The organism is Streptomyces sp. SID3212 (assembly GCF_009865405.1).
Classification (GTDB): Bacteria; Actinomycetota; Actinomycetes; order Streptomycetales; family Streptomycetaceae; genus Streptomyces.
The window spans coordinates 1-8386 of the sequence record NZ_WWJY01000782.1 but is presented as its reverse complement, the minus strand read 5'-3'; the positions used below and the strand labels follow the sequence as shown (position 1 = coordinate 8386).

The following is an 8386-nucleotide window of genomic DNA, read 5'->3' as shown; positions in this document are numbered from 1 at the left end:
CTGCCCCAGGTCGGCGTGGACGACAACTTCTTCGAGCTGGGCGGCCACTCCCTGCTCGCGACCCGGCTGGTGAGCCGCGTCCGGTCGGTCCTCGGGGCCGAGGTGCCGATCCGGACCCTGTTCGAGGCGCCCACACCCGCCGCGCTGGCCGAGCGGTTGACGGCCTCCGGAGCGAGGCGGCCACCGCTGGTACGGACGGAGCGTGCGGGGCGAGTCCCGTTGTCGTACGCGCAACAGCGGTTGTGGTTCCTCGGCGAGCTGGAGGGCCCGTCGGCGACCTACAACATTCCGGTGGCTCTGCGACTGACCGCGCCCGTGGACGTCGGCGCTCTCCGGGCCGCCCTGCGTGACGTGGTCGGCCGGCACGAGGTGCTGCGCACCGTGTTCGCGACGGTGGACGGGGAACCGTACCAGCGGATCCTTCCGGCCGAGAGCGCCACGGTCCCCTTCACGGTCGAGCGGGCGGCCGATCTCGGAGCCGCGATCACGAAGATCGCCGGTCACCGCTTCGACCTCGCCGAGGAGATCCCGCTACGGGCCTGGCTGTTCGAAACCGGTCCCGGCGAGAACGTCCTGCTGATCATGATTCATCACATCGCGGGTGACGGGTGGTCCCTGGCCCCGCTGACGCGGGATCTGACAACCGCGTACACGGCCCGATCCGCCGGCCGTGCCCCGGAGTGGGCGCCGTTGCCGGTGCAGTACGCCGACTACAGCGTGTGGCAGCGCGAGTTGCTGGGTGAGAAGGCCGACCCCGGGAGCCTCCTGAGCGGGCAGTTGGCCCATTGGCGCCAGGCACTGGCCGGCCTGCCGGAGGAGCTGGCGTTGCCGTTCGACCGGTCGCGTCCCCCGGTCGCCTCCCATCGGGGCGGCAGTGTCGAACTGACCGTCGACGCGCGGGTGCACCAGGGATTGGCCGAGCTGGCCCGAGCGCAGGGCGTGACGGTCTTCATGGTGGTGCAGGCGGCCCTGGCCGTCCTGCTGCACCGGCTGGGGGCCGGGGACGACATTCCGGTGGGCACCCCGATCGCCGGACGCACCGACGAGGCGCTGGACGATCTGGTCGGATTCTTCGTCAACACCCTTGTCCTGCGCTCGGACCTGTCCGGCGATCCGACCTTCGTGGACCTGCTGGCCAGGACACGGGAAGCGGACCTCGGCGCCTACACGCACCAGGACGTGCCGTTCGAACGGTTGGTGGAGGACCTGGCCCCGGCCCGGTCGATGGCCCGCCATCCGCTGTTCCAGGTCATGCTCACCCTCCACCACGCCGCCGAGGCGCCTCTCGACCTGGCCGGGCCGGACATCGAGGCACTGCCCGCGGGCGTCCTCCCCGCCAAGTTCGACCTGGACGTCCAGATCACCGAGCGGGTCACCGACGACGGCACCCCGGCGGGCCTGACCGGACTGGTCGTCTACGCCGCCGACCTGTTCGATCCCGCGAGCGCCGAGGCGATCGTACGGCGCTTCCTCATGGTCCTGGAGTCGGTGACCGGGGACCCGTCGCTGCCGGTCGGCCGCGTCGAGATCCTGGACAGCGCGGAGCGGGAGCGAATCCTGTCCAGGGAGAGCGACACCGGCCAGGAGGTGCCGCCGACCACGCTGGCCGAACTGTTCGAAGCCCAGGTCGCCCGCACCCCCGACGCGATCGCGGTGGTCTTCGACGGCACCGGGACGACCTACGCGGAGTTGAACGCGCGGGCCAACCGGCTGGCCCGCGTCCTCGTGGGCAGGGGCGCCCGGCCGGAAGAACAGGTGGCGGTCCTGATGGACCGCTCCACCGACCTCGTCGTCGCGCTCCTCGCGGTGGTCAAGACCGGAGCCGCGTACGTCCCGATCGACCCCGCTCACCCCGCCGACCGCATCGCCCACATGCTCGACGACGCCCGGAGCACACTGCTGGTCACACACCAGGGCATGACAGGCGCGGCGGATGACAGCGCCGGTGTGACACGCGTCGTGACGGATGCCCCGGACACCGTGGCGGCCCTGTCCGCCATGGCCGGGGAGAACCTCACGGACCGCGAGCGGGGAGCGGCGCTCCTGCCCGCGCACCCCGTCTATGTGATCTACACCTCCGGCTCCACGGGGCGCCCCAAGGGCGTAGTGGTGAGCCATGCGGCGGTCTGCCACTACCTCACCTGGGCGAGCGGCGCGTACCCCGGGTTGAGCGGCCGGACGGTGCTGCACTCGTCGGCGGCGTTCGACCTGACCGTCACCCCGTTGTACGGCACGCTGATCTCGGGCGGCGCCCTGTACCTCGCGGACATCCGGGACGGGCTTCCCGACGGAATGGCCCCGACCTTCTTGAAGGTGACGCCGAGTCACTTGAATCTTCTGTCCGAGGACCCCGCCGGATCGTTCACCCAGGGAGACCTTGTTGTCGGCGGCGAGAGCCTCGCGGGCGAGCAGCTCACCCGGTGGCGGTCCGCGCACCCCGACGTCCTGATCACAAATGAGTACGGTCCGACCGAGGCGGCCGTCGGATGTGTCATCTTCACCGTCCGTCCCGGGGACCCGGACCGAGTGGGTGGCGTGCCCGTCGGCCGTTCCGTTCCGGACATGCGAGCCTTCGTGCTGGACGCGGCGTTGCGGCCGGTGCCGCCCGGGGTGGCGGGTGAGTTGTATCTCGCCGGCGCGCAGCTGGCCCGTGGTTACCTGGGGCGGCCGGGTCTGACGGCCCAGCGGTTTGTCGCCTGCCCGTTCGGTGGTCGGGGCGAGCGGATGTACCGCACGGGTGACCTCGCCCGGTGGAACGCCGAAGGGCAGCTGGAGTATCTGGGCCGTACGGACGACCAGGTGAAGGTACGGGGGTTCCGGATCGAGCCGGGCGAGGTCGAGGCCGTGCTGACCGCGCACCCGTCCGTGGCCCGGTCGGCGGTGGTGGTGCGTGAGGACCAGCCCGGCGACAAGCGTCTGGTCGGCTACCTCGTCCCCCATGGGGGCGACACTTCTCAGGTGGACGGAGCCGCCCTGCGCGTCCATCTCGGCGCCTTTCTGCCGGAGTACATGGTGCCGTCGGCGCTGGTGGTCCTGGATGCGCTGCCGTTGACGGTGAACGGCAAGCTGGACCGGGGGGCCCTGCCCGCTCCGGACCATCACGTGCCCCTAGCCGAGCAGGGGCCCTTGACGGTGCGGGAGGAGCTTCTGTGCACCGTGTTCGCCGAGATCCTGGGACTGCCCCAGGTCGGCGTGGACGACAACTTCTTCGACTTGGGAGGCCACTCCCTGCTCGCGGTGCGCGTGGTGAGCCGTATCCGGTCGGTCCTCGGGGCCGAGGTGCCGATCCGCACACTGTTCGAGGTGCCCACTCCGGCAGCCCTGGCCGGCCGGTTGACGGCCTCCGGTACGAGGCGGCCACCGCTGGAACGCGTGGAGCGGGCGGAGCGGGTGCCGTTGTCGTTCGCGCAGCAGCGGTTGTGGTTCCTGGGCGAGTTGGAGGGGCCGTCGGCCACCTACAACATTCCCGTGGCTCTGCGGCTGACCGGTGACCTGGACGTCGAGGCGTTGCGCGTGGCGCTGGGCGATGTGGTGGGTCGGCACGAGGTGCTGCGGACGGTCTTTCCGACCGATGCGGGCAGGCCGTATCAGCGGATCCTGACTGCGCCTTCGTCCTTTGATCTGCCGGTGGTCGAGGTGGGACAGGAGGGTCTGGCGGAGGCGGTGGCCGGGCAGGCGGGCCACGCGTTCGATCTGACGGCCGAGTTCCCCTTGCGGGCGTGGCTGCTGCGGGTGGGGCCGGGTGAGTGTGTGCTGGTGATGGTGGTGCATCACATCGCCGGTGACGGGTGGTCGATGGGTCCGCTGGCACGGGATGTGTCGGTCGCGTATGCGGCACGGTCCACGGGCCGGGCGCCCGACTGGGAGCCGTTGGGGGTGCAGTACGCGGATTACACCTTGTGGCAACGTGAGTTGCTGGGTGAGGAGACCGACCCCGACAGCCTCCTGAACGAACAACTGGGCTACTGGCGCAAGGCTTTGGGCGGGGTACCCCAAGAGCTGGTGCTGCCGTTCGACCGGCCGCGCCCCACGGTTGTCTCGCATCGCGGCGGGCACGTGGAGATCCGTGTGCCGGCCGACGTGCACGCCCGGGCGGCCGAGCTGGCCCGTGCCGAGGGCGTGACCGTGTTCATGGTGCTCCAGGCGGCGCTCGCCGTGCTGCTGTCGCGGGTCGGCGCGGGCGACGACATTCCCGTCGGCACCCCGGTAGCCGGACGCACCGACGAGGCGCTGAACGATCTGGTCGGGTTCTTCGTCAACACCCTGGTGATACGCACCGACCTGTCGGGTGACCCGTCGTTCGCCGGCCTGCTGGAACAGGTCCGGGAGAACGGCCTGGCCGCGTTCGCGCACCAGGACGTCCCCTTCGAACGACTGGTGGAAGACCTCGCACCGGCCCGCTCCATGGCCCGCCACCCCCTCTTCCAGGTCATGCTCGCCTTGCAGAACAACGCCGAGGCCGTCCTCGACCTGCCAGGTGTCGACGCCGTACTGTTGCCCGCCGGCGAGCCGGTGGCCAAGTTCGACCTGTCCTTCGCCCTCGCCGAGACCTTTCACCCCGATGGTCGTCCGGCCGGTCTGCACGGCGGCGTCGACTACGCCCTCGACCTGTTCGACCACGAGACGGTGGAGACCCTGGCCGAACGGTTCGTCCGCGTCCTGGACACCGTCACCGCCGATCCCCACCAGCACCTCACCGCCGTGGAGGTTCTGGCCCCGGCGGAGCGGCAGCGGATCCTGGTCGAGTGGAACGACACCGCCCGCGACGTGCCCGCCGTAACGCTGCCGGAGCTGTTCCAGGCGCAGGCGGCCCGTACCCCGGACGCGACCGCCGTCGTCTTCGCCGACATCGAGGTGACCTATGCGGACCTCAACGCGCGCGCCAACCGCCTGGCCCGGCTCATGATCGACCGGGGCGTGGGACCCGAGTCGCCGGTCGCGGTCATGATGCACCGCTCCGTCGACCTGGTCGTCGCGCTCCTCGCGGTGGTCAAAGCAGGCGGCGCGTACGTCCCCGTCGACCCGGGCTACCCCGCCGAGCGGATCACCTATCTCCTCACCGACGCCGAACCCCTCCTCGTCCTCACCAGCACAGACCTGGCCTCCCGCCTCACCGGCGGAGAGCTGTCGTACCTGGCCGTCGACCACCCCCGCACCACCGCCGCGCTCGACGACCGTGAAGACACCGACCCCACCGACAGCGAGCGGCACACGCCCTTGCTGCCCGCCCACCCCGCCTACGTCATCTACACCTCCGGCTCCACCGGACAGCCGAAGGGAGTGACCGTCACCCACCGGGGGCTGTCGAGTCTGACCGCCGTACAGGCGGAGGAATTGACGATCACCACCCGCAGCCGGGTGCTCCAGTTCGCCTCGGCGAGCTTCGACGCGGCGATCTGGGAAACGGTCATGGCCCTGTGCAACGGCGCCTGCCTCGTCTCGGCCCCCTCGCACGACCTCCTGCCGGGCCAGGCGCTCGTCCGCCTGGTCGCGGAGCGGTCGGTCACCCACGCACTCCTGCCCCCGGCCGTTCTGGCTCTCCTGGAACCGGACAGCCTGCCGTCGCTCACGACTCTCGTCACCGGCGGTGAAGCCCTCAGCCAGAACCTGGTGACGCGGTGGGCCGACGGCCGCCGCCTCGTCAACGCCTACGGACCGACGGAATCCACCGTCTGCGCCACCACCACCGACCCCCTGCCGGCCGACGGGAACAGGACTCCGACCATCGGCACGCCCGTCGCCAACACCCGGGTCCATGTGCTGGACGCGGCGCTGCGGCCGGTTCCGGTGGGTGTCGCGGGTGAGTTGTACGTCTCCGGCGCGGGCCTGGCCCGCGGCTACCACGCCCGGCCGGGACTGACCGCGCAGCGGTTCGTCGCGAACCCGTTCGGGGGCCCGGGTGAGCGGATGTACCGTACCGGCGACGTGGCCCGGTGGAACACCGACGGGCAGCTGGAGTATCTGGGCCGTACGGACGACCAGGTGAAGGTACGCGGGTTCCGCATCGAACCGGGAGAGGTCGAGGCCGCGCTCCTCGCCCACCCGTCCGTGGCCCAGGCAGCGGTGACCGTACGGGAGGACCACCCCGGCGACAGACGTCTGGTCGGCCATGTCGTCCCCACCGCCGGGCACGCAGGCGTTGTCGATACGGCCGCCCTGCGCGCCCACCTCGGCGCGACGCTGCCGGAGTACATGGTGCCGTCCGCCCTGGTGGTCCTGGAGAGTCTGCCGCTGACGGCCAACGGGAAGCTGGACCGACGGGCTCTGCCCGCTCCGGACCATCAGCCGGCCGACAGCGGCCGGGGGCCGGCCACGGTGCAGGAGGAAATCCTGTGCACCGTGTTCGCCGACGTCCTGGGCCTGCCCCAGGTCGGCGTGGACGACAACTTCTTCGAACTGGGCGGCCACTCCCTGCTCACGGTGCGCGTGGTGGAGCTGCTGCGTGCCCGGGGAATGGCGGTCGACGTACGGTCGTTGTTCGCGGCGCCGACGGCTGCCGGACTGGCCGCGTCGGACGGTCGGGCCGAGGTGGCGGTGCCGGAGAACCGGATTCCGGACAACGCCCTGACCCTTTCTCCCGACCTGCTTCCCCTGGTGGATCTGAACCGCGAGGAGATCGACCGGATCGTGGCCCGGATTCCCGGCGGTGCGGGCAACGTGGCGGACGTCTACCCGCTCGCTCCGCTCCAGGAAGGGATCCTCTTCCATCACCTGATGGGTGACTCCGCTGACGGAACCGATGTGTACGTGCTGCCGGTGCTGTTGGGGTTCGACTCCCGGCAGCGGCTCGACGGGTTTGTCGGCGCACTCCAGAAGGTCGTCGACCGGCACGACATCCTGCGGACCGCCGTCCTGTGGGAAGGACTGCGCGAACCGGTCCAGGTGGTCGTACGCCGTGCCGCGATCCCGGTGGAGAGCGTCGATCTGCCCGAGGGGCCGGACGACGAGGTCACCGTCCGGATGCTGGCCGCGTGCCCCGCGTCGATGGACATCGGCCGGGCACCCCTGATCCGTGTGTACACGGCGGCCGACCCGGTGAACGGCCGGTGGCTCGGGCTCGTCCAGGCCCATCACCTGATCGCGGACCACACCACCCTGGACGTGCTGCTGGACGAGGTGCGCGCGTTCGTCGAGGGCCGCGAGGACACCCTGCCCGCGCCTTTGCCGTTCCGGAACTTCGTGGCCCAGGCCCGCCTGCGGGTGGCGGAGGAGGAACACCGGACGTACTTCTCCACCCTGCTGGCGGATGTGACCGAGCCGACCGCGCCGTTCGGACTGCTCGACGTCCGCGGCGACGGCACCGGCGTGACGGAGTTCCGCCGCGTGATGGACGCGGGACTCGCGCGGCAGCTGCGGGACCAGTCACGCCGGCTCGGCGTGAGCCCGGCCACGGTCCTGCACGTGGTGTGGGCGCGGGTTCTGGCGGCCACGGCGGGCCGGGACGACGTCGTCTTCGGTACCGTCCTGTTCGGCCGCATGGCCGCGGGAAGCGGCGCGGACCGTGTGCTGGGCCTGTTCATCAACTCCCTGCCGGTACGGGTGCGGACTCACGGCGCGGAAGTGAGGGACACGGTCCGGTCGGTGCAGAACCAGCTGGCGGATCTGCTCGTCCATGAACACGCCCCGTTGAAACTGGCCCGGCAGGCCAGCGGTATCAAGGCGGACACACCGCTGTTCACCTCCCTGTTCAACTACCGGCACTCCAGGAGCGCCGAGCCGGGGACGGACCACAGCCTCGACGGCGTCACGGTGCTGTATGACAAGGAGCGGACGAACTACCCGGTCGCGCTGAACGTCGACGACGCCGGTGACGGATTCACCCTCACCGTGCAGGTCGCGGAACCTGTCTCGGGTGAGGCGCTGTGCGCCATGGTCCATACCGCCGCAGAAGGCGTGGTCTCCGCCCTGGAGACAGCACCGCACCAGCGGATCAGTGCGGTGGACGTCCTCGGTCCCGAGGAGCGGCAGCGGGTCCTGGTCGAGTGGAACGACACCGCCCGCGACGTGCCCGCCGTAACGCTGCCGGAGCTGTTCCAGGCCCACGCCGCCCGCACTCCCTCCGCGACCGCCGTCGTCTTCGAGGGCGTGGAGGTCGGTTACGCGGAGCTCAACGCGCGAGCCAACCGCCTCGCCCGGCTGCTCATCGACCGGGGCGTCGGGCCCGAGTCGCTGGTCGCGGTCATGATGCACCGCTCCGTCGACCTGGTCGTCGCGCTCCTCGCGGTGGTCAAGGCGGGCGGCGCGTACGTACCCGTCGACCCTGACTATCCGGCCGAGCGGATCGCGTACATCCTCACCGACGCACAACCCCTGCTGATGCTCACCACCACCGACCTGGCCTCCCGCCTCACCGACGGCCACCCGCCGTACGTGGCCGTCGACGACC

General features: G+C 70.9%; 1 protein-coding gene. It reads left to right on the top strand.

Annotated features, from left to right (window positions below):
• On the top strand, positions 1-8386 hold an 8386-nt coding region (locus tag GT042_RS23330; protein WP_161310679.1), incomplete at both ends, for a non-ribosomal peptide synthetase.